The following is a 20,112-nucleotide window of genomic DNA, read 5'->3' as shown; positions in this document are numbered from 1 at the left end:
CCCCCCCCCCCCCCCCCCCCCCCCCCCCCCCCCCCCCCCCCCCCCCCCCGGCCACCAGACCGCACAATACCCACCCCCGAAAAACCCATTCCAAATCACATTTAAGGGTCGATCTTTGACCTCAACTTCTCTATAATCTTGCGACCCCACGTTACGAGAAGGTTTTTTTCCCGAAACTTTCTATGTGTCGGCATGTGCTATTCGAAGGGGTAGGTTTGCCGGACTTTGTCGTGTGAACCTCAACTGACTAAACGTTTGGGTGTTCACCAACGTGTAACTTATTATTTGGGTAAGCTTTTAATGAAAACTTTTACAGCTAAACCAGAAACCGTACAGCGCGACTGGTATGTTGTTGACGCGACCGGTAAAACTCTGGGCCGTCTGGCTACTGAACTGGCTCGTCGCCTGCGCGGTAAGCATAAAGCGGAATACACTCCGCACGTTGATACCGGTGATTACATCATCGTTCTGAACGCTGATAAAGTTGCTGTAACCGGCAACAAGCGTACTGACAAAATGTACTACCACCACACCGGCCACATCGGTGGTATCAAAGAAGCGACCTTTGAAGAGATGATTGCTCGCCGTCCTGAGCGTGTGATTGAAATCGCGGTTAAAGGCATGCTGCCAAAAGGCCCGCTGGGTCGTGCTATGTTCCGTAAACTGAAAGTTTACGCAGGCAACGAGCACAACCACGCGGCACAGCAACCGCAAGTTCTTGACATCTAATCGGGATTATAGGCAATGGCTGAAAATCAATACTACGGCACTGGTCGCCGCAAAAGTTCCGCAGCTCGCGTTTTCATCAAACCGGGCAGTGGTAAAATCGTAATCAACCAGCGTTCTCTGGAACAATACTTCGGTCGCGAAACTGCCCGCATGGTAGTTCGCCAGCCGCTGGAACTGGTTGACATGGTAGAAAAACTGGATCTGTACATCACCGTTAAAGGTGGTGGTATCTCCGGTCAGGCAGGTGCGATCCGTCACGGTATCACCCGCGCTCTGATGGAGTACGACGAATCCCTGCGTTCTGAACTGCGTAAAGCTGGCTTCGTTACTCGTGACGCTCGTCAGGTTGAACGTAAGAAAGTGGGTCTGCGTAAAGCACGTCGTCGTCCACAGTTCTCCAAACGTTAATCCATTCTGCTTACGCAGAACGATTGGCGAAAAACCCGCTTCGGCGGGTTTTTTTATGGATAATGCGCAGGTTATCCACAATATCCATGCATATATCTTCTCTTTTTCCTCTTTTCCAGAATCCCCTCACCACAAAGCCATCAAAATCTGGTAAACTATCATCCAATTTTCTGCCCAAATGTCGGTGAATACTCGATTTTTGTTCGATTCCTGAACAATGTGTCTTCTCTGGGATGGGCGATACAACATCTGGCTGGCCCCTGTTGGGCCGGTAGCAGTAAAAATTCTGAATATACCTGGAGGTTTTCATGGCTGTCGCTGCCAACAAACGTTCGGTAATGACGCTGTTTTCTGGTCCTACTGACATTTATAGCCATCAGGTTCGTATCGTGCTGGCCGAGAAAGGTGTCAGTTTTGAGATCGAGCATGTGGAAAAGGATAACCCGCCTCAGGATCTGATCGATCTCAACCCGAGCCAAAGCGTACCGACGCTGGTGGATCGCGAGCTGACCCTGTGGGAATCCCGTATCATTATGGAATACCTGGATGAGCGTTTCCCGCATCCGCCGCTGATGCCTGTTTACCCTGTTGCGCGTGGTGAAAGCCGCCTGTACATGCAGCGTATCGAAAAAGACTGGTACTCGCTGATGAACGTCATCACCAGCGGTTCTGCTTCTGAAGCCGATGCAGCGCGTAAGCAACTGCGTGAAGAGCTGCTCGCCATTGCCCCTGTGTTTGGCCAAAAACCCTTCTTCCTGAGCGATGAGTTCAGCCTGGTGGATTGCTACCTGGCGCCGCTGCTGTGGCGTCTGCCAACCCTGGGCGTAGAGTTCAGCGGTCCTGGCGCGAAAGAGCTGAAGGGCTATATGACCCGCGTATTTGAGCGCGACTCTTTCCTGGCATCTTTAACTGAACCGGAACGTGAAATGCGTCTCGGCCGAGGCTAATGACTGTGGAAATGTCACAACTGACCCCACGCCGTCCGTATCTGCTGCGCGCCTTCTATGAATGGCTGCTGGATAACCAGCTCACGCCGCACCTGGTTGTGGATGTGACGTTGCCGGGCGTGCTGGTTCCAATGGAATATGCACGCGACGGACAAATCGTACTGAACATCGCGCCACGCGCGGTGGGTAACCTCGAACTGGCCAACGACGAAGTGCGCTTTAACGCGCGTTTCGGCGGTGTACCGCGTCAGGTTTCTGTGCCGCTGGCTGCGGTGCTGGCGATTTATGCGCGTGAAAACGGTGCAGGCACCATGTTTGAGCCGGAAGCGGCGTATGACGAAGACGCAATTCACGTCAATGACGATGAAGAAGCTGGCGCTGAAGGTGAAACGGTCATGTCGGTGATCGACGGCGATAAGCCCGACCATCACGACGACGACGATCCTGATGACACACCGCCGCCGCGCGGTGGTCGTCCAGCACTACGCGTAGTGAAATAAATCCGCTTGCGGCCTGTTTATTAAAAGCCAGTGATATCACTGGCTTTTTTTTATTCTTATTTCAAATAATCGTGACGATAGGTATAAACAAGCATTGTTTATACCTCTTGATTCTTCATCACTTGGTTAATAATTAAATGGATTTATAATTCCTGTGAATTATTGTGATTTAAGCCAATATCAAAACAGTGATAAAAGTAAAGGTAAATTTTGGGTAATATTATTTTTTTGATGTTAATCTCCTTTTTAAACGAGTAATTCCTTAATAAATTAAGGAAATAATCATTTTTTTGATATTCTTAATATCAAAATTAATTTTGCTAAATTGCATGTATTTATAAAAATAATATTATGGGCGCATGCTGACAAGCATGACTACAATCAGTAATCGGTAAAGGCATTTACCATTACGTGATTTAATATTGCAATTTCTCGTATGTTAAGGATTAACAAGTGAAAAAAGTATTACTCGCTACCGCCCTTTCTCTGTGTGTAACATCAGCATTTGCTGCTAACCCTACCGCTGTTCTGAAGGTTAAGGGTACGCTGACAAATGCAGCATGTACGCCAACATTAAGTAATGGTGGTACCGTTGACTACGGTACAATTAATCTGGGCACTTTGAGTGCTACAGCGGTTAACCAGCTGGGTCAGAAAAATATCGACCTGACCATTAATTGCACCGCGGCAACGAAAGTCTCCTGGAACATGGTTGACGATCGCAAAGATTCAAACGCGAAACTCGAAGTTGAGAATGGCATGTTTGGTGGGGATTCTCAGACTTCTGAAAGCCAGCTTTATGGTGTCGGTAAAACTGCAGGTGCAACACCAGTGAACATCGGTTCTTATTCACTGTTTGTTAAAACTGACAGCGTAGTGGCTGATGGCGCTACTGTTGATCCAATTTACCAGCAGGGCTCTGCGGGTGTATGGACTAAGAGCAACAACGGTTCTACTCAGGGCGACAACTATCGTGATTTCACCGTTGCGACTGTTGGCTCTTTGGCTCCTCTGGCGTTCGAAACTGCAACCTTCCCGCTGGTAACCTCCCTGGCGATCCAGGATACCACCACGCTGGCGATCACTGATGACACCCAGCTTGACGGTCAGGTAACAATCAGTCTGCGTTATCTGTAAGACTTTTTAATCGAGTAAATGTTATTTAATTACCGGAGAGTAAATGCGCTGCATTTACTCTCTTTTTAACGGCGCGATAAACATGGACTGTTCTGTTGTTGCTTTCAAGGAGATATTATTATGCAAGGTTTAAAATCCACTTTAATTAATACACTTATTACTGCCACATTATTGTCTGCCAGTGTTGCTGTACATGCAGAAGGCATGGTGCCTGAAACCAGTCTGTTAATCATTGATGAAGCGACGCACAGTGGAACGATAAACGTCAAGAATACCGACTCGCACCCTTCACTTTTATATACGAATGTCGTTGATCTGCCGGATGATACCGGTCTTAAGCTTATTGCGACGCAGCCAGTGGTACGTCTTGAGCCAGGTCAGACGCAGCAGTTGCGCTTTATTCTTCAGAATAAACAACCGTTGGACGTTGAGCATTATAAACGCGTCACGTTCGACGGTATTCCACCTAAAAACGATGATAAAAAAATCAAGATCGGTATAAACATTCGCCAGGATATCCCCGTGCTTATTCGTCCGGCATCTCTGGGAGTGGTTACTGATGCCTGGAAGTTCCTTAAGTGGTCTTCAAACGGCGCGTCTGTCACCGTGAAAAACCCTAGCAAATATGTGGTCCGTCTTGGGCAGAACGTAATGCTGCTGCCTTCAGGTGTGAGCGCCACTCTGTCCAAAACCTACATTCTTCCTGGCGAAACGCTAACGGCTGATATGAAAAAGAAAGTCAGCGGTGACAGCAGCGTTAAGTTTTTCCCGGCCAGCCGCTATGGCGTTGAGGTACCGAGCTTTACATCGGAATTAAATAAATAGGGATATGACGGTGATTAAACAAAGCCGCCTTGCATTTTGTGTCCGCGCCATTCTTTGCGGCACATTACCTCTGGTATTACTTGATTCGACATCCGTCCTGGCGAGGGAAGTCACCTTCGATACGGGGATTATGCAAACGCTGGGGTTGAATAAAGATCTCAACCATTACTTCGCTGAAGCACCGCGATTTTTACCCGGAACCCACTCCGTTTCGGTGAAGGTCAATGGGAAAGAGCGAGGAATGGCCGCAGTTCGTTTCAACAAAGATGGCGTGCTTTGCTTTGACAACGATCTCATGGAGTTTGCCGGGCTGATGCCTGTGCCAATAAAGTCCGATGAGGCGTGTCACGATATTCGTGATAACTATCCTAAAGCCATCATCAACGCTTTGCCTAACCAGGAAGCCGTTGAACTCTATCTGCCAGCTGAAGCGATGAACAGTCTGTCGGGAGATATCAAAAACTTTCAGCATGGCGGAACGGCGGCGCTGCTGAACTATTCATTGTTCAGTACCCATAACGACTATGGTGACAACGACACTAGCCGCTACTCTCAGGCCAGCCTGGAAGCCGGATTCAACACGATGGACTGGGCGCTGCGCAGCCGTTATATCCTGACGGATGACAACGGTAGCCGAAATGCTGAAAGCATTTACACCTATGCAGAACATGTATTTGCCGCGCAGAAGATGACGATGCAGGTGGGTGAAATCAACGCCATGTCTAACGTGTTGAGCGGCGTGCCGATTACCGGCGTGCAGTTTATGCCGACCAGCGGCCTGGCGAAAACAAGCTCTGGCGTGAGTGTTTCCGGTATCGCCCAGTCTTCCCAGGCACGTGTAGAAGTCCGCCAGAACGGGCAGTTGGTCTTCAGTACCCTTGTGCCTGCTGGCCCCTTCACGCTGGATGACGTGCCCGTGGTTCGCAACAATGTGGATCTGGACGTCTCGGTGGTAGAGTCCGATGGTGCGACTAACCGGTTTATTGTCCCGGCGTCTCAGGTAAGGGCGCGCAACCTTTCACGCCCACAGGGGCTGACCCTTTCTGTAGGTCAGGTGCGCAGCATCGAAAGCGAATATAGCGATCCGCTGGTAATGAACATTTCTGACGGCTGGCGCATCTCACCGTGGATGAATCTCCTGGCTTCTGGTGCAGCTGCGGAAAACTACCAGGCAGCAGGCGGCAGAACAGAGTTCCAGATAAACGATGACTGGACTCTTTCAACGGGCGCAGCAGTCAGCAGTGCGAACTTTAGTGACAGCAGCAGCGGAGTAAAAACCGATCTGCAAAGTGATTATATCCTGAACGAGTATGTCGGTCTTTCAGGCAGTGCGACGCATTACAGCGGCGAGTACCGCGAAATGGCTGACGCAATGGATGACGATTATCAGGGATATGACAATACCTATTCTGGCAACGTTCGTTTCTCCTCCCCTCTGGCGGGGGTATTTAGCGCAGGGTTCAACTACAACCAGACCAATGGTGGTAGGGATGACTCACGTTATCTCCTGCTGTCCTGGGGCAAGACCTTTTCGTACGCGTCAGTGTCCATGAACTGGCAAAGTGCGGTCGGTAATGTCGATGACGATCAGGACAATGAGATGTTCTACGTCAACGTGAGCATCCCGATCGGTGGCAGTCAGTCGATCAGCTCCTATATGCGTAAACAGGGTGATAGCACCACCTATGGCGTGTCTAACAGCGGCTCGCTGGGAGACAATACGCACTATTACATCTCAGCCGATCGCGATCAGGATACCAAAGACAACAGCTTCAATGGCAACATCAACACTAACCTCCACTATACGCAGCTAAGCGTGGGGGGCGGAACCAGTGGTGATAATCAGCGGAACTACAGTGCGACATTGTCGGGCGGCGTGGCCATGCATAAAGAGGGCGTGACTTTCTCGCCGTATTAGATTCAGGATACCTTCGCGATTGCCAGACTGAGCGAGAAGAAGAGCGGCGTTGAAATTTCCACTCCGCAAGGCACCGTCTGGACCGATCCATGGGGCCAGGCCGTGGTGCCTTCTCTCAACGAATGGCATAACTCCCGCATAGAAATTGATGCTAACAAGCTGCCGCAGAGTATGACGCTGGCTAACGGCACGAAATATATCGCCGCAGGCCATGCTTCGGTCAGCGAGATTGATTTCAAAGTACTCAACAGCCGCCGCGTCATGCTGAGCGTAAAGCAGGCTAACGGTCAGCCCCTGAATAAAGGGATCTCGATTGTTGATGAGAAAGGTAACTATATCGTGACCACGGTTGATGATGGCCACGTCTTTATTAACGATGCCGATCAGCTGAGCGCCCTCTACGCGCTAGACGGTAACAATAACCGACTGTGTAAGATTGATTACACTCTGGCTGATAAGCGTGACGAAAATGCCTTCTACGAAGAAGTGAACGGAGTCTGCCGATGAACAGTCGACACTTATCGGGCTTAGTAGCCTTGCTGATGCTCGGTATGACAGGGGTAACCCATGCTGAAGACTGCCAGATCAGCCTCTCACAGCCGGTGGTGGATTATCACGAGATGCGTCGGGATACGATCGAAACGACGCAACAGGACTGGCACAAAATGGCCGATCGTGACATCACGGTCAACGTTTTCTGTCCTCAGACTCAGCAGATGGCGGTGTTACTGCGCGGTACAGCTGGAGATAAGGGGCGGTTTCTTTTTGGGCAGTCCGGTGGTGTCGCGGTCAAAATTGACAACATGACCGTTGATGGCAAAAGTTACAGTGTGGGTAAAACAGTTGATCAGCTAAATTTTACGCCTGAAAACGGTACGCCGACACCTCTCTACCTGCGTAATAACGAGGCGGTGATTGCGCTTGAGAATAACCAGGTTCCTTCCGGCCAGCAGATGAGTTTCAACGTAACGCTCTCGCCGGTTCTCAACGATAGCGCGTTCAGCCATCTGACAGATCAAACTACGCTGGAAAGTGATTTGTCCTGGAGTTTATTGACGAAGTAACCCTTCTCTTCGCGGCACTCCTTAAAAGCGGAGCTGCATGTGGGGTAGGGTGATAATCAATGGCTGTAAACCGCATAAAAAAAGCCGGAGGGTAAATACCCTCCGGCTTTTTTCTTACACTTCCAGGTAGTTCATAATCCCGTCGGCCGCTTTACGCCCTTCGGCAATGGCTGTCACCACCAGGTCAGATCCGCGAACGATATCGCCACCCGCGAAGATTTTTGGGTTGCTGGTCTGGAAAGCGTTATCGCTGCCTTCAGGGGCGATAATACGACCCTGAGAGTCAAGCTCAACGCTGTGCTTCGCCAGCCACTCCATGCTGTGAGGACGGAAACCGAACGCCATCACCACGGCATCAGCCGGGATCACATGCTCAGAGCCTGCGACAATCTCTGCACGACGACGGCCTTTCGCATCCGGCGCACCCATCTCCGTGCGCGCCATCTTCACGCCGCTCACTTTGCCGTTAGCATTCACTTCAATACCCAGAGGCTGGATGTTGAACTGGAATTCCACGCCCTCTTCACGCGCGTTTTTCACTTCGCGTTTAGAGCCCGGCATGTTCTCTTCGTCACGGCGGTAGGCGCAGATGACGTGCGCCGCATTCTGACGAATAGAGGTACGCACGCAGTCCATCGCGGTATCACCGCCGCCCAGCACCACCACGCGTTTGCCTTCCATGCTGACGAACGGCTCGTCGGCGGTTTCGCCGTAGCCCATAATCTGCTTAGTATTGGCAATCAGGAACGGCAGGGCATCAAACACGCCCGGCGCATCTTCGTTCTCCAGACCGCCGCGCATGGACTGATAGGTGCCCACGCCGAGGAACACCGCGTCGTAATCCTTCAGCAGATCGTCGAGCTGCACGTCGCGGCCCACTTCCACATTCAGTTTGAACTCAATGCCCATGCCGGTGAAGATTTCACGGCGACGGGTCATGACCTCTTTTTCCAGCTTGAAGGCCGGAATACCAAAGGTCAGCAGACCACCGATTTCCGGATGACGGTCAAAGACCACCGCCTTCACGCCGTTGCGGGTCAGCACGTCCGCACAGGCCAGGCCCGCCGGGCCCGCACCGATGATCGCCACGCGCTTATCGGTTTGCTTCACGCCGGTCATATCCGGACGCCAGCCCATCTCGAACGCTTTATCATTGATGTAGCGCTCAATGTTACCGATGGTCACCGCACCAAACTCGTCGTTCAGGGTACAGGAGCCTTCACACAGGCGGTCCTGAGGACACACACGGCCGCACACTTCCGGCAGGGTGTTGGTCTGGTGTGAGAGTTCGGCGGCTTCAAAAATACGCCCTTCGTTGGCCAGCTTCAGCCAGTTCGGGATGTAGTTATGGACCGGGCATTTCCATTCGCAATAAGGGTTACCGCAGGACAGGCAGCGGTCTGCCTGCGCTTTGGCCTGGCCTTCTGAAAACGGCTCGTAAATCTCAACAAATTCAATTTTACGGATCTTCAGCGGTTTCTTTGGCGGATCAACACGCTGCAGGTCGATAAACTGGTATACGTTCTGGCTCATCTGAATTCCTTACTGCGCCTGCACGCGCAGCTCTGCTGCGCTACGACTACGGTGACCCAACAGGGCTTTAACATCGCTGGACTTCGGTTTAACCAGCGCAAATTTCGCTGAGAACGCCGGCCAGTTCGCCAGGATCTCTTCGCCGCGCGAAGAACCGGTATGCTGCACGTGTTCGGTAATCAAACCGCGCAGGTGTTCTTCATGGATAGCCAGCGTATCAACGTCCAGCACTTCCACCAGTTCCGGGTTCACGCGTTTGCGGAACTCACCGTCTTCATCCAGGACGTAGGCAAAACCGCCCGTCATGCCTGCGCCAAAGTTCACGCCGGTTTTACCCAGAACGCAAACAATCCCGCCCGTCATGTATTCACAACCGTTATCGCCAATGCCTTCCACCACGGTGATGGCACCGGAGTTACGCACCGCAAAACGCTCACCCGCACGGCCCGCAGCGAACAGACGACCGCCGGTCGCGCCGTACAGACAGGTGTTACCGATGATGCTCGCTTCGTGGCTGCGGAAGGCAGAGCCGACCGGAGGGCGCACTGCCAGCAGACCACCCGCCATGCCTTTACCGACGTAGTCGTTGGCGTCACCAGTCAGGTACAGCTCAACGCCGCCTGCGTTCCACACACCGAAGCTCTGACCCGCAGTGCCGCTGAAGTGCGCGGTAATCGGATCCGCTGCCAGCCCCTGGTCACCGTGCGTTTGCGCGATATAACCGGAGAGCGACGCGCCTACAGAACGGTCGGTGTTGCGGATATCAAACCAGAACGTCTTGCTCTGCTTCTCGTCCACATACGGTTTCGCTTGCTGCAACAGCTGCGCATTCAACACGCCATTGTCGAACGGTGGGTTGTTCTCGGTGCAGTACACCGCTTTGCCTGGGTGTGGCTGCGCGGTTTCCAGCAGCTTGCTGAGCTCCAGCTTCTGCTGCTTCGCCGTGAAGCCTTCCAGCTCTTTCAGCAGGTCGGTACGGCCAATCAGATCCACCAGACGCTTCACGCCCAGCTGCGCCATCAGCTCGCGGGTTTCCCGGGCGATGAAGTCAAAGTAGTTGGTCACTTTGAACGGCAGCCCGTGATAGTGGTTCTTACGCAGCTTCTCATCCTGGGTCGCCACACCGGTTGCGCAGTTGTTCAGGTGGCAAATACGCAGGTATTTACAGCCGAGCGCCACCATTGGGCCTGTACCGAAGCCGAAGCTTTCCGCACCGAGGATCGCGGCTTTGATGATGTCGAGGCCCGTTTTCAGGCCACCGTCCACCTGAAGACGGATCTTATGACGCAGACCGTTCGCCACCAGCGCCTGCTGGGTTTCCACCAGGCCCAGCTCCCACGGGCAGCCCGCGTATTTCACGGAGGAGAGCGGGCTTGCACCGGTACCACCGTCGTAACCGGCGATGGTAATGAGATCCGCATAGGCTTTCGCCACCCCGGTGGCGATGGTGCCCACACCCGGTTCGGAAACCAGCTTCACGGAGATCATCGCTTTCGGGTTGACCTGTTTCAGGTCGAAAATTAGCTGCGCTAAGTCCTCGATAGAGTAGATATCGTGGTGCGGTGGCGGGGATATCAGCGTCACGCCCGGCACCGAGTAGCGTAGTTTGGCGATGTACGGGGTAACTTTATCCCCCGGCAGCTGACCGCCTTCGCCCGGTTTCGCACCCTGAGCGACTTTAATCTGAATCACGTCGGCGTTGACCAGGTACGCAGGCGTCACGCCAAAACGACCGGATGCCACCTGCTTGATACGGGACACTTTATTGGTGCCGTAACGCGCCGGATCTTCACCGCCTTCACCGGAGTTGGAGTTACCGCCGATGCTGTTCATGGCCTCGGCCAGCGCCTCGTGGGCTTCCGGGCTCAGGGCGCCGATGGACATTGCCGCGGTGTCGAAGCGTTTGAACAGCTCGGAAGCTGGCTCAACGTCGTCAATACTGACCGCTTCATCACCCGGATTCAGGGCAATGAGATCGCGCAGCGTCGCCGCCGGACGGTTGTTCACCAGCTCAGCATACTGCTGATAATCGCTGTATTCACCGCTCTGCACCGCCTGCTGCAGCGTGCGCACAACGTCCGGGTTATAGGCGTGGTATTCACCACCGTGAACGTATTTCAGCAGACCGCCTTGATCCAGCGGCTTACGTGCCAGCCAGGCACGTTTGGACAGGTTCACCAGATCCTGCTGGAAGTCAGCAAAACCGGCTCCACCGATACGGCTAACCACGCCCTGGAAGCAGAGATTTGCCACGTCATCATGCAGGCCGACCGCTTCAAAGAGCTTCGAACAGCGATAAGAGGCAATGGTCGAGATGCCCATTTTGGACATGATCTTGTACAGGCCTTTGTTGATGCCGTTACGGTAGTTCAGCATCACAGTACGGTAATCTTTGTCGATCGCGCGGGTATCCACCAGACGGGCCAGCGTTTCGTAGGCCAGGTACGGGTAGATCGCCGTCGCGCCAAAGCCTAACAGCACGGCAAAGTGGTGCGGGTCGCGGGCGCTGGCGGTTTCAACAATGATGTTGGCATCGCAGCGCAGGCTCTTATCCACCAGACGCGTCTGGATAGCACCCACCGCCATTGGCGCAGGCACCGGCAGACGGTTTTTCGCGATATTGCGGTCAGACAGTACCAGCAGAACGGTACCGTTACGCACCATCTGTTCGGCTTTGTCACACAGCGCATTCACCGTCTCTTCGAGGCTCGCGTCGTTCACGTCAAACGTAATGTCGAGCGTGTCGGCGCGGTAGTGCTCCTCGGTCATGGTGGTGAGCTGTTTGAAGTCGGAGTACAGCAGGATCGGCGATTTAAAGGTCAGACGGTGCGCCTGGCCTTCGGCTTCGCAGAAGACGTTCATCTCGCGACCGATGCTGGTGGCCAGGGACATCACGTGGGCTTCACGCAGCGGATCGATTGGCGGGTTAGTAACCTGCGCGAACTGCTGGCGGAAGTAGTCATAAATGATGCGTGGCTGGCTGGAGAGCACGGCAAATGGGGTATCGTCACCCATGGAGCCGACTGCTTCCTGGCCGTTTTCGCCGAGCACACGGATAACCGAGTCCAGCTCTTCCGCGCTGTAGTTAAACTGTTTCTGAAAACTTGCAAGCGTATCGTCGTCCAGCTCGCGGCTGCCCACTTCTTCGTCCGACAAATCTTCAAACGGCACCAGACGACGCACGTTCTTCTCCATCCACTCTTTGTATGGATGACGGCTCTTCAGATCGTGATCGGTTTCGGCAGAGTGCAGGATGCGCCCACCGCGGGTGTCAATAACCATCAGCTCGCCCGGACCGACGCGGCCTTTCTCGACCACTTCATCAGGCTGGTAATCCCAGATACCGACTTCAGAGGCACAGGTGATGAGCTTGTCTTTTGTGATGACGTATCGCGCCGGACGCAGACCGTTACGGTCCAGGTTGCAGGCGGCAAAACGACCGTCGGACATAACGATGCCCGCCGGGCCGTCCCACGGCTCCATGTGCATGGAGTTAAAGTCGAAGAAGGCGCGCAGCTCAGGGTCCATATCCGGATTGTTCTGCCATGCCGGTGGCACCAGCAGACGCATGGCGCGCACGATGTCCATCCCGCCCGCCAGCAGCAGCTCCAGCATGTTGTCCATGGAGCTTGAGTCCGAGCCGGTTTCATTCACGAACGGCGCGGCATCGTGCAGGTCAGGGATCAGTGGCGTCTGGAACTTATAAGTACGGGCGCGAGCCCACTGGCGGTTACCGGTGATGGTGTTGATCTCGCCGTTGTGCGCCAGATAGCGGAACGGTTGCGCCAGCGGCCAGCGTGGAACGGTGTTGGTGGAGAAGCGCTGGTGGAACAGGCAAATGGCCGATTCCAGACGCAGGTCCGCCAGGTCCAGGTAGAAGCGCGGCAGGTCAGCCGGCATACACAGACCTTTATAGATGTTGACCAAGTTCGAGAGGCTACAGACGTAGAACTCTTTATCGTCCTGGAGGCGTTTTTCAATGCGGCGACGGGCGATAAACAGGCGGCGTTCCATATCGCGTGGACGCCAGCCCGCAGGCGCGTTAACAAAAATCTGCTCAATACGAGGCAGTGAGGAGAGGGCGATTTCACCGAGCACCCCTTCGTTGGTTGGCACATCGCGCCAGCCGACAATCGACAGGGTTTCACGCTGAAGTTCTTCTTCAACGATGCGGCGTGAAGCGGCAGCCTTTTCAGGATCCTGGTTCAGGAACAGCATACCGACAGCGTAGTTTTTGGCTAAACGCCAGCCGCGCTCTTCCGCAACGATACGGAAGAAACGATCCGGTTTTTGCAGCAGCAGGCCACAACCGTCGCCGGTTTTACCATCAGCAAGGATGGCGCCACGGTGCTGCATACGGGCCAGTGCGTGAATAGCGGTACGCACTACCTTGTGGCTAGGTTCGCCTTCTATGTGGGCGATCAGGCCGAAACCACAGTTATCCTTCTCAAGGGATTTATCGTACAACATATCAGTGAACCTCCCCAGGCTCGTCGGGCTTCTCTCTGAACTTTACCGTGGCGCACAGGCGCAGAAAGAGCATGGCGACGGGGTTTGCGCTTCATACGCGTACCTCGCATTCGCCCTCTTTTCATCCTTTCGCGCAGGTAAACAAGTTTGAGGACTTGCTTCAGAGGGAATCTCAATTACTGCATAAATATGATGAGCAGGCCGCTCATCCAGAAAGCTTCCAGCGGATTTCCAACTTATCGGGAATTGGTACACAGGTCAAATGGCAATCTTATTTATCCAAAAATGTGCTAAAGAGTGCCTATGTATTTGTAAATAAAGGGTATTTAACTATTTTTACATTGATTGAAAGCCCTTGTAGACCGCAACGGAGTGTGATCTGTCTCACTATATGTAAGCGGTATTATCAACGTAGCGTGCTGAATAGTGGTTTTAACGCAGAACAATAATCTGGCATGGGTTCTAAACCCGCATAAAGTCACTGTTTTTCAGTGCTGGCGCTATAAATGAAAAAAACAATCAGAACATAAGGAAAAGTAATCACAGGTGGTGTGAATGAAACTGCAGTAATCTTGAGTATTTATTCATATAGATAAAGGCCGTCCTGGGCGATTGATCCAGGTCATCGCCGACAGAGGCTAAAAATGGCAGGCTTGTCCCCTTTCTTCGGGACGGTCTATCAGATTATGCAGTTACAGAAATTAGTCAATATGTTTGGTGGGGATCTTTTGCAGCGCTACGGGCAAAAGGTTCACAAGCTGACGCTGCACGGCGGTTTTAGCTGTCCGAATCGCGATGGCACCATCGGGCGCGGTGGCTGCACTTTCTGTAACGTGGCCTCCTTTGCTGACGAAGCTCAGCAGCATAAATCTATTGCAGAGCAGCTCGCACATCAGGCCAGCCGGGTTAACCGCGCAAAGCAGTATCTGGCCTATTTCCAGGCGTACACCAGTACCTGGGCGGAAGTGCAGGTGCTTCGGTCCATGTATCAGCAGGCAGTCACGCAGGCGAACATTGTGGGGTTGTGCGTCGGTACGCGTCCGGACTGTGTGCCGGAGGCGGTGCTGGACTTGCTCAGCGAGTATAAGGAGCAAGGCTACGAGATCTGGCTGGAGCTGGGCCTGCAGACCGCACATGACAATACCCTGCACCGCATTAACCGTGGCCATGATTTCGCCTGCTACCAGCGAACTACGCGCCTCGCCCGCGCGCGTGGGCTGAAGGTCTGTTCGCACCTGATTGTTGGTCTCCCTGGCGAAGGGCAGCAGCACGGCCTGGAGACGCTGGAAAAGGTCGTTGAGACCGGCGTGGACGGTATCAAGCTGCATCCGCTGCACATCGTTACGGGAAGCATTATGGCGAAAGCCTGGCAAGCGGGGCGGTTAAGCGGTATTGAGCTTGAGGACTATACGGTGACCGCGGGGGAGATGATTCGCCACACGCCGCCGGAGATTGTTTACCATCGCATCTCGGCCAGCGCCCGCCGTCCAACGCTTCTGGCACCGCTCTGGTGTGAGAACCGCTGGACGGGAATGGTGGAAATTGACCGCTATCTGCAGGAAAACGGCGTACAGGGTTCGGCGCTGGGGCGCCCGTGGGTTCCCCGTCTACCGGCGACGGCCGCCTAGCAAACTCCCCAGCATGCCGCGTACAATCTGATTGGTGACCTGCCGCGCCGCGCTTTTCGCCATGGTTTGCACCACGCCGTCGCGTTTGCCGCCGCGCGGACCGGTGCTGCCAAACAGAATGTCTTTGAGTCCACCGAGAATGCCGTCATCTACGGCGACGGACTGCCCTTTTGCGGCAGGAGCCTCCTGGGACTCCGTTGTTGCCTGCACGCCTTTTTGCAGCATCTCAAACGCGGACTCGCGATCCACCTCGTCTTCGTACTTACCGTAAACCGGAGAATGGTTAATCAGGCCGTTACGTTCATCATCAGTGACGGGCCCCATACGCGAGCAGGGCGCAATCACCATCGCACGTTCCACGATGGATGGGCTGCCCTTCGCATCAAGGAACGATATCAGCGCTTCACCGGTGCCCAGTGCCTGAATGGCGGCTTCGGTATCAAAGGCTGGATTCGCACGCATGGTTTGCGCGGCGGCTTTCACCGCTTTCTGATCCTTTGGCGTGAAGGCGCGCAGGGCATGCTGGACGCGGTTGCCGAGCTGCCCGAGCACGTTATCGGGGATATCCGACGGATTTTGCGAGACAAACCAGACGCCGACGCCTTTGGAGCGGATGAGGCGGATGACCTGTTCAATCTTATCCAGCAAGACCTGTGGGGCGTCGTTGAACAGCAGGTGCGCTTCGTCAAAGAAGAACACCAGCTTCGGTTTTTCCAGGTCACCCGCTTCGGGCAGCTGTTCATAAAGCTCGGAGAGCATCCACAGCAGGCTGGCGGCGTAGAGTTTCGGCATCTGGTAGAGCTTCTCTGAGCTCAGAATGTTGATGATGCCTTTTCCACTGCTGTCGGTGCGCATCCAGTCTTTGATATCCAGCATCGGTTCACCAAAGAAGTGTTCGGCACCCTGTTGTTCCAGAGTCAGTAACCCGCGTTGAATCGCGCCGACAGAAGCGCTGCTGATATTGCCGTACTGGTTCTGGAAAGATTTAGCGTTATCCCCGATGTACTGGGTAATGGCCCGCAGATCTTTGAAATCGAGCAGCAGCAGTCCCTGGTCATCGGCGATGCGGAAGATAATATTCAGTACCCCGGACTGGACATCGTTAAGGTTAAGCAGACGGGCGAGCAGCAGCGGGCCGAGGTCGGAGACGGTGGCGCGGACCGGGTGGCCTTTCTCACCGAAGATATCCCATACCACCACCGGGTTGCCATGCGGCGTCCAGTCCGTGATGCCAATATTCTTCAGCCGCTCAAGCAATTTTTCAGAGGCGATACCCTCCTGAGCCACACCGGTTAAATCGCCTTTCACGTCAGCCATAAAGACCGGTACGCCAATCTCTGAAAGCGACTCCGCCAGCTTCTGCAGGGTGACGGTTTTCCCCGTCCCGGTCGCGCCGGTGATCAGGCCGTGGCGGTTCGCCATCGCGGGCAGCAGATACAGCTCTTTTTCCAGCGTCCGGGCAATTAACAATGGTGTACTCATAATGCGCTTCCTCTCTTAGTCCTGGGTGGAGTATAGGCAACCTGACGGCAAAATGGCTGAGTAAATTGCTGACTTTGCGGCGCATTATCCAGCGCGGACTATGCTTTTGCATACGGTTAACAAAATAGTGGGAAACTATGTCCAGATTCTTCTTTAACGATCGCAAACAGCTGGTCAACGATGCCATTGAAGGCATACTGCTTTCTGCGCCACACGCGAATCTCGTCAAACTCGATATTGATCCTGCCATCAGGATTGTCGCGCGCGGTGACTGGGACAAAAGCCGCGTGGCGGTGATCTCCGGCGGCGGCTCTGGCCACGAGCCCGCGCATGCCGGGTTTGTCGGCAAAGGCATGCTGACGGCTGCCGTCTGCGGCGATCTGTTTGCCTCGCCGAGCGTGGATGCGGTGCTGAATGCCATTGTCGCGGTCACGGGCGATCGCGGCTGTCTGCTGATTGTCAAAAATTACACCGGCGATCGGCTGAACTTCGGTCTGGCGGCCGAGAAGGCCAAACGTTACGGGCTGAAGGTCGAAATGGTGATTGTGGCGGACGATATCGCGCTGCCCGACAACAAACAGCCGCGCGGTATTGCCGGTACGGCGCTGGTGCATAAGATTGCGGGCTATGCGGCGGAGCAGGGGAAATCGTTGAGTGAAGTGCGGGATATTGCGCAACAGGCCTGCGATAACCTCTGGAGTCTGGGCGTGGCGATGCAAACCTGCAACCTGCCGGGCAGTGACGATGAAGAGGGACGCATTAAGCAGGGTCATGTCGAGCTGGGGCTGGGGATCCACGGTGAGCCGGGCGCTTCCGTTGTCGACACACAAAACAGCAAAGCGATTATCGACACGCTGGTGACCCCGCTGAAAGCGCAGGCGGGTGAAGGGCGCTTTGCGGTGCTGATTAACAATCTTGGTGGCGTATCGGCGCTGGAAATGGCGTTACTAACCAAAGAGCTGGCGCACTCGGCGCTGAAAGAGAGTATTGCTTATCTTATTGGCCCGGCCCCGCTGGTAAGCGCCCTGGATATGAAGGGTTTTTCGCTGACGCTGCTGAAGCTCAACGATCTATTCGAAAAAGCGCTTCATGAAGAGGTGGAAACGCTGGGCTGGCAGAAACCCGTGGCGTTTGCGCCACTGCGTACCGTCGCACATAGTGCCATCCATGACCGCGTGGAATACACTCCGTCGGAAAACCCACAGGTCGAAAAGTCTGTCTCCTCGGTAGCCAGGACGCTGATCCAACTGGAAAATCGTCTGAACGCGCTGGATGCCAAAGTGGGCGACGGCGATACCGGCTCCACCTTTGCGCAAGGCGCGCGGGATATTGCGCAGCGTCTGGAGGAGCATGCGCTTCCGCTTGATGATGTCTCTAAGCTTCTGCTGCTGGTAGGGGAGCGGCTGGCAACGGTGATGGGCGGATCGAGTGGCGTACTGATGTCGATCTTCTTTACGGCAGCGGGGCAAAAGCTGCATGACGGAAAATCGCTTCCGGATGCGCTGCTGAGCGGGCTGGCGCAAATGAAGCAGTATGGCGGCGCGGATCTCGGCGATCGCACCCTGATCGATGCGATCCAACCGGCGCTGGAGGCGTTGCAGAAAAATGATCTTCAGGCAGCGGCGCAGGCAGCGCAGCAGGGGGCAGAAGCAACGGCAAAAATGGAGAAAGCAGGAGCTGGGCGCTCGTCATATGTGAACAAAGAGAACCTGGATGGCGTGATGGATCCGGGGGCGGTTGCGGTGGCAGAAGTATTTAACGTATTGGCACAGCGGTAAAAGTAGGCCGGGTAAGGCGAAGCCGCCACCCGGCAAACTCACATCAAAAATCCGCTTTCAACACCACGCGATACCGGGCTTTCCCGTCGCGTACGTGCTGGATAGCTTCGTTAATTTTCGACATCGGATAAAGCTCGGTGGTGGGTGCCACTTTGGTGCGTCCGGCGAACTTCATCAGCTTGCGCAACTCGTACGGCGTACCGGTTGCGGAACCGGATACGCTGCGATCCCCGCCGATCAGGGTAAACGCCGGAACCGGCAGAGGCTTCATTACCGCACCCACGGTGTGGAAGTTACCGCCGTAGGCCAGCGCTTCAAAGTATGGCTGCCAGTTGAGATCGACGTTGACGGTGTTGATGATCAGATCAAACTGACCCGCCAGCGCCTTCAGCGCTTCAGGATCGCGGCTGTTCACCACTTTATCCGCACCCATCGCCAGCACTTCCTGTTCTTTTGCCGGGTTCGAGCTGAACGCCGTCACTTCACAGCCCATTGCGTGCAGCAGTTTGATGGCAATATGTCCCAGGCCGCCAATACCAATGACGCCTACGCGGCTGGTCGCAGTGACGTGGTGCATCAGCAGTGGTTTAAAGACGGTGATACCGCCACACAGCAGCGGACCGGCGGATTCAATATCAATGCTCTCCGGCAGGGGGATAACCCATTGCCAGTCGGCACGCAGTTTATCGGCAAATCCGCCTTTGTTCAGAATGGTTGGCACCGCGCCTTCAAGGCAGTTGATCTGGTTGCCGCTGATACAAGCATCACAATGACCGCAGCTGCGTGCCGTCCAGCCAATACCTACGCGCTGGCCGACCTTCAGCCCTTTGTCCTGGGCGGCGCTACCGAGCGCCGCGACGCGACCAATGACTTCATGCCCGGCAATCAGTGGATAGCTCGAGAAGCCCCATTCGTTGTCGATCATCGAGAGATCCGAGTGACAGATCCCGCAGTAATCAACCTGCACTTCGACGTCTTCTGCTTTTAGTTCGCCCGCATCGTATTCGTACAGCTCAAGTTCTGCACCCGCCTGCGGTGCGGCGTAGCTTTTTATCTTCGACATCGTGTTTCCCCCATTGTGGTGTGAACTGAGAGTGTAGAGCATTCAGTTTACGGCCGCTTAACAGAAGGGGGCAGGAACAAAATTTACAGATTTTTCAGCATTCTCACTTCGCAGTCGACGTGGCCCGTGCAGCCCAGCGGCGCATCGATATGCTCAAAGCCAAGATGTTCATACAGGCCGATGGCCTCTTTGAGGAAGGCGGTTGTTTCGAGGTAACAGCGCGTAAAACCCTGAGTACGAGCATGATCAAGGGCGAGCTGCGCCAGTTTTTTTGCCAGCCCTTGTCCGCGAGCGGACGGCAGGAAATACATTTTCTGTAGCTCACAGATGTCCGGCTCGCTGCAGCTCAGCGGCGCAACGCCGCCACCGCCTACTACCTGGCCGTTCTGCTCTATGACCCAATAGGCGTGGCCCGGTTGGCTGTAGAGCTGAAAAAGCTCGTCAAGATTGGGGTCAGCAACGGTATAGCCTTTATCCGCTGTCAGCCCATACTCCGCAGAAACGGTGCGGATAACGGTGGCAATAGCCGGATTGTCCTGCTCAGTGATCCGACGCATCGTCGTCGCGACGGGGGTAATCACGCTCATAGTATTACTCATGACAAAAATTGACACACAACTGCTGTTAATA

General features: G+C 54.4%; 14 protein-coding genes and 1 pseudogene. 10 read left to right on the top strand and 5 right to left on the bottom strand.

Translation table 11 applies throughout. The features are described from left to right. Positions 1-300 precede the first annotated feature (300 nt). The 8 genes and pseudogenes from rplM (at position 301) to ACOTY9_RS14255 (ending at position 7,528) form a co-directional block, all read left to right on the top strand. Positions 301-729 carry a 50S ribosomal protein L13 gene (rplM, locus tag ACOTY9_RS14290; RefSeq protein WP_003860434.1) on the top strand — a complete coding sequence of 143 codons (429 nt, stop codon included), beginning with the start codon at positions 301-303 and terminating at the stop codon, positions 727-729. A 15-nt stretch (positions 730-744) separates the two neighbouring features. Continuing rightward, on the top strand, positions 745-1,137 hold the full coding sequence (gene rpsI, locus ACOTY9_RS14285) for a 30S ribosomal protein S9 (protein WP_003860436.1): 393 nt from the start codon (positions 745-747) through the stop codon (positions 1,135-1,137). 308 nt (positions 1,138-1,445) lie between these two features. After that, the gene (sspA, locus tag ACOTY9_RS14280) at positions 1,446-2,084 is read left to right on the top strand and encodes a stringent starvation protein SspA (protein ID WP_014885418.1); all 639 of its coding nucleotides are present in this window, start codon (positions 1,446-1,448) and stop codon (positions 2,082-2,084) included. 5 nt (positions 2,085-2,089) lie between these two features. Next, on the top strand, positions 2,090-2,584 hold the full coding sequence (gene sspB, locus ACOTY9_RS14275; protein ID WP_014885417.1) for a ClpXP protease specificity-enhancing factor: 495 nt from the start codon (positions 2,090-2,092) through the stop codon (positions 2,582-2,584). A 453-nt stretch (positions 2,585-3,037) separates the two neighbouring features. Beyond that, entirely contained in the window at positions 3,038-3,721 is a 684-nt protein-coding gene (locus tag ACOTY9_RS14270; RefSeq protein ID WP_023331412.1) for a DUF1120 domain-containing protein, read from the top strand. A gap of 120 nt (positions 3,722-3,841) precedes the next feature. Continuing rightward, entirely contained in the window at positions 3,842-4,546 is a 705-nt protein-coding gene (locus ACOTY9_RS14265; RefSeq protein WP_014885415.1) for a fimbria/pilus chaperone family protein, read from the top strand. Between the two features lie 4 nt (positions 4,547-4,550). After that, positions 4,551-6,971 (top strand): annotated as a pseudogene (locus ACOTY9_RS14260) (fimbrial biogenesis usher protein). Further along, positions 6,968-7,528 (top strand): hypothetical protein, encoded by a 561-nt coding sequence (locus ACOTY9_RS14255; protein WP_032635417.1) that lies wholly within the window; start codon positions 6,968-6,970, stop codon positions 7,526-7,528. Before ACOTY9_RS14260 ends, ACOTY9_RS14255 begins: the two are co-directional and overlap by 4 nt. A 114-nt stretch (positions 7,529-7,642) precedes the next feature. Here the strand turns inward: ACOTY9_RS14255 and gltD are convergent, their stop codons facing one another. Both gltD and gltB read right to left on the bottom strand, forming a co-directional pair. After that, positions 7,643-9,061: a glutamate synthase subunit GltD gene (gene gltD / locus ACOTY9_RS14250; protein WP_045134760.1), complete on the bottom strand. Its 1,419-nt coding sequence runs from the start codon at positions 9,059-9,061 to the stop codon at positions 7,643-7,645. Positions 9,062-9,070: 9 nt separating this feature from the next. Then, entirely contained in the window at positions 9,071-13,531 is a 4,461-nt protein-coding gene (gene gltB / locus ACOTY9_RS14245) for a glutamate synthase large subunit (RefSeq protein WP_014885411.1), read from the bottom strand. Positions 13,532-14,217: 686 nt separating this feature from the next. On the opposite strand from gltB, the gene ACOTY9_RS14240 reads away from it, so the two are divergent. After that, positions 14,218-15,159 carry a TIGR01212 family radical SAM protein gene (locus tag ACOTY9_RS14240; RefSeq protein WP_348565961.1) on the top strand — a complete coding sequence of 314 codons (942 nt, stop codon included), beginning with the start codon at positions 14,218-14,220 and terminating at the stop codon, positions 15,157-15,159. Here the strand turns inward: ACOTY9_RS14240 and ACOTY9_RS14235 are convergent. Next, positions 15,139-16,641: a helicase HerA-like C-terminal domain-containing protein gene (locus tag ACOTY9_RS14235; RefSeq protein ID WP_348565947.1), complete on the bottom strand. Its 1,503-nt coding sequence runs from the start codon at positions 16,639-16,641 to the stop codon at positions 15,139-15,141. The two genes, ACOTY9_RS14240 and ACOTY9_RS14235, sit on opposite strands and share 21 nt — an antisense overlap. 137 nt (positions 16,642-16,778) lie before the next feature. Here ACOTY9_RS14235 and ACOTY9_RS14230 point away from each other — a divergent pair, with 137 nt between their 5' ends. Then, the gene (locus tag ACOTY9_RS14230; protein ID WP_421637372.1) at positions 16,779-18,419 is read left to right on the top strand and encodes a dihydroxyacetone kinase subunit DhaK; all 1,641 of its coding nucleotides are present in this window, start codon (positions 16,779-16,781) and stop codon (positions 18,417-18,419) included. 43 nt (positions 18,420-18,462) lie between these two features. Here ACOTY9_RS14230 and ahr read toward each other — a convergent pair whose 3' ends face one another. Together ahr and ACOTY9_RS14220 are read right to left on the bottom strand one after the other, a co-directional pair. Further along, positions 18,463-19,482: an NADPH-dependent aldehyde reductase Ahr gene (gene ahr / locus ACOTY9_RS14225; protein WP_014885407.1), complete on the bottom strand. Its 1,020-nt coding sequence runs from the start codon at positions 19,480-19,482 to the stop codon at positions 18,463-18,465. Between the two features lie 83 nt (positions 19,483-19,565). After that, positions 19,566-20,069 (bottom strand): GNAT family N-acetyltransferase, encoded by a 504-nt coding sequence (locus ACOTY9_RS14220; RefSeq protein WP_023331404.1) that lies wholly within the window; start codon positions 20,067-20,069, stop codon positions 19,566-19,568. Positions 20,070-20,112 lie beyond the last annotated feature (43 nt).

The sequence above is a fragment of the Enterobacter cloacae complex sp. SHL012 genome, from assembly GCF_049237505.1.
In the GTDB taxonomy this organism is placed as follows: Bacteria; Pseudomonadota; Gammaproteobacteria; order Enterobacterales; family Enterobacteriaceae; genus Enterobacter; species Enterobacter kobei.
Note: the sequence above shows the minus strand (reverse complement) of the source record. Positions and strands in the feature narration are given on the sequence as shown.